The sequence below is a fragment of the Paractinoplanes polyasparticus genome (genome assembly GCF_019710575.1).
GTDB lineage: Bacteria > Actinomycetota > Actinomycetes > Mycobacteriales > Micromonosporaceae > Actinoplanes > Actinoplanes polyasparticus.
The window spans coordinates 1-3,045 of sequence record NZ_JAHWFK010000048.1 but is presented as its reverse complement, the minus strand read 5'-3'; the positions used below and the strand labels follow the sequence as shown (position 1 = coordinate 3,045).

The window sequence follows — 3,045 nt, the reverse complement described above, 5'->3', positions numbered from 1 at the left end:
CGCTGCCGCGAGCGTCCCGGCGGCGCTCGCGGCGAGATCGGGCTAGATTTTCTTGTCCAGGCCCTCGAACGTGCCGAGCAGGTCGACGGACCAGGGCTGCGGGGGCACCGCGCCGGGGCCGAGCACGCGCATCGCGCCGAGGCAGGTGAGCAGCATGCCGTGCGCGAAGAAGTCCCGGGCCTCGGTGGCGGTGGCGCCGGTCAATTCCCGTACGACCTCGTAGAGCCCGCCGAAGCAGGCGCGCACCGGGTCGCCGATGGCCGGGTCGCCGGCGGCGGCGAAGCCGTGCAGCAGCATGGTGACCAGTTCGGGCTGCTGGAGCAGTTCGCCGTAGGCGTCGCCCAGCCCGGCCAGGGTGGGGTCGCGCTCGGCCGCGTCGCGCCACTTGGCCTCGATGCGGTCGCCGGCGTGCTGCACCGCGGCCAGGAAGAGCTCCTGCTTCGTCCGGAAAAGTCGGATCACGTACGGCTGGGAGACACCCGCCAGCCGGGCCACCTGATCGGTCGTGGTGCCGGCGTAGCCGTTCTGGCTGAAGGCGGTGACGGCCGCGGCGATCAGCTGCCCCTGGCGTTCCTCGGCGGTGAGGCGGGTTCGGGTCACGGTTGACAGGTTATCAGTCGATAACTAACGTGGCGAGCGAAGTTATCAGTGAATAACAACTAGGGGGACCTGATGACCGCCGTACAAGAGGCGCCCGCCGCGGCGCCCCGGCGCCGCACCCGCCCGCTGGGCTGGGTGCTGGCCGCCGTCGGCATCCCGACCTTCATGGTCACGCTGGACAACCTGGTCGTGAGCACGGCGCTGCCGGTGATCCGCACCGACCTGGGCGCCTCGCTGACGGACCTCCAGTGGTTCGTGAACGCGTACACCCTGCCGTTCGCCGCCTTCCTGCTCACCGCGGCCGCGCTGGGCGACCGCATCGGCCGCCGCCGCATGTTCGTGGCCGGCCTGATCGTCTTCACGCTGGCCTCCGCCGCGGCCGCCCTGGCCACCGAGTCGTGGCAGCTCACCGCGGCCCGGGCCGTCCAGGGCCTGGGCGGCGCCGCGGTAGCTCCCCTGGCCCTGACCCTGCTGGCCGAAGCCGTGCCCGACCGCTTCCGAACAGCCGCCGTAGGCATCTGGGGCGGCATCAGCGGCTTAGGCGTAGCGGTCGGCCCGGTCGTAGGCGGCGCGGTGGTCGAGGGCCTCGACTGGCACTGGATCTTCTGGCTGAACGTGCCCATCGGCGTGATCGCCGTCGTGCTGGCCCTGACGGTGCTCGACGAGTCCCGCGGCGGCGCCCGCCGCCTGGACCCGCTGGGCCTGGTGCTCTCGGCCGCAGGCATGCTGCTGGTCATCTGGGGCGTGGTGGACGGCCCCGAACGTGGCTGGACCTCCGCCCGCGTCCTGACCATGCTCATCGCCGGCGGCGCCATGCTGGCAGCGTTCCTGGCCTGGCAGGCGAGAAATCCCGCCCCCATGCTGCCGCTGCGCCTGTTCCGCTCCCGCGGCTTCAGCCTGGTCAACGCGGTAACCCTGACCTTCTCAGCCGGCGCGTTCGGCTCGGTCTTCCTGCTGGCCCAGTTCTTCCAGGTCGTACAGGGCCTGAGCCCGCTGGACGCCGGCCTGCGCACACTCCCCTGGACAGCCGCCCCGATGATCGTCGCCCCCCTGGCCGGCCTGTTCGGCGACCGCATAGGCCAGCGCGCCCTGATCTTCACAGGCCAGCTCTTCCTGGCCGCCGGCATCCTCTGGATAGGCCTGGCCACCGGCCCCGACGTGACGTACGGCAGCCTGGTCTTCGCCTTCGCCCTGGCCGGCATCGGCATGGGCCTGACCTTTGCCCCGATCAGCACGGTAGCCCTGGCCAGCGTCAAGGACACCGACCGAGGCGTAGCCTCCGGCGTCAACAACACGATCCGAGAAGCCGGCGTAGCCGCCGGAGTGGCCGTCCTGGCCTCAATCTTCAGCTCATACGGCGGCTACACCACCCACCAGTCCTTCGTAGACGGCCTACGCCCCGCCGTCATCGTCGGCGCCCTTATCGTCGCCGCCGGGGCCGTGGTGGCCCTATGGCTCCCCCGCCGCAAAACAAGTCAGCTCCCAGCAACCCCGGCCGAGGCCGTCCACTCCCCCTCCTGAGAACCAGTCGAAGAAGTCCCCCACGAAGCTCCGCCGGCCGCCGCTCCGCAGGCCCCGGGTCAATGGTCGTCCGGCACCGGTGGAAGGACGCCGACGACGAGGCGGTCTTCGCGCCTCCCCGCCTCGGCCCGCCCACAACAATTACATGATCAAGTGATCCAGCAGGCCAACGACCAGCGGACACTCAAGGCTCGAACCAGCGGGGCCCCCGAGGCTCAAGCAAGTTGGCCGACCTGGCGTCGCTGAGGACCGCCCTCCTTATCGGTGGGGCGGTCCTCTCACATCTCGCCGGGCCACGACGCCGGCACAACACCCGCGTTCCGAAGCACCGACAACCAGACAGGTCGCAGGTCACAGGTCACAGGTCACAGGTCGCCGGTCGCCGGTCGCCGGTCGCCGGTCGCCGGTCGCCGGTCGCCGGTCGCCGGTCGCCGGTCGCCGGTCGCCGGTCGCCGGTCAGGGTGGCTGGGCGAACCGCACTTCGCACCCGGGCCGGACACTGCCGACCACCAAGCGGCAATGACCGGACGGACGCCCATGCCCGCGCCCCACGCCGCCGCTGGATGCCGCCGGTCGCCGAGCAGCTGTGATCGGGCAATCCACGAAGCCCACCGTCGCGCCCACGCCCAGTACCGGACCGGATGCCACCGCTCGCACGGCGCCACAGCCAGGCACAACTCCAATCCCAGCCCCGCAGCCGGATGCAGCCAGCGGCCGACCAACGATGACCGGGCAAAACACGATGCCCACCGTCGAACCCACGCCGGATGCCGGCCGCCGGACGCCGCATGCTGGGCCGGACGCCGGACGCCGCATGCTGGGCCGGACGCCGGACGCCGGACCGGATGCCGGACCGGATGCCGGACCGGATGCCGGACCGGATGCCGGACCGGATGCCGGACCGGATGCCGGACCGGATGCCGG

General features: G+C 71.7%; 2 protein-coding genes. One reads left to right on the top strand and one right to left on the bottom strand.

What is annotated here, in order from left to right:
* Positions 1 to 42: 42 nt before the first annotated feature.
* Positions 43 to 600 (bottom strand): TetR/AcrR family transcriptional regulator, encoded by a 558-nt coding sequence (locus tag KXC43_RS39135; protein WP_221381295.1) that lies wholly within the window; start codon positions 598 to 600, stop codon positions 43 to 45.
* 72 nt (positions 601 to 672) lie between these two features.
* Between KXC43_RS39135 and KXC43_RS39130 the strand changes: the two genes are divergently transcribed.
* Positions 673 to 2,121 (top strand): DHA2 family efflux MFS transporter permease subunit, encoded by a 1,449-nt coding sequence (locus KXC43_RS39130; RefSeq protein WP_221381294.1) that lies wholly within the window; start codon positions 673 to 675, stop codon positions 2,119 to 2,121.
* Positions 2,122 to 3,045: the final 924 nt, after the last annotated feature.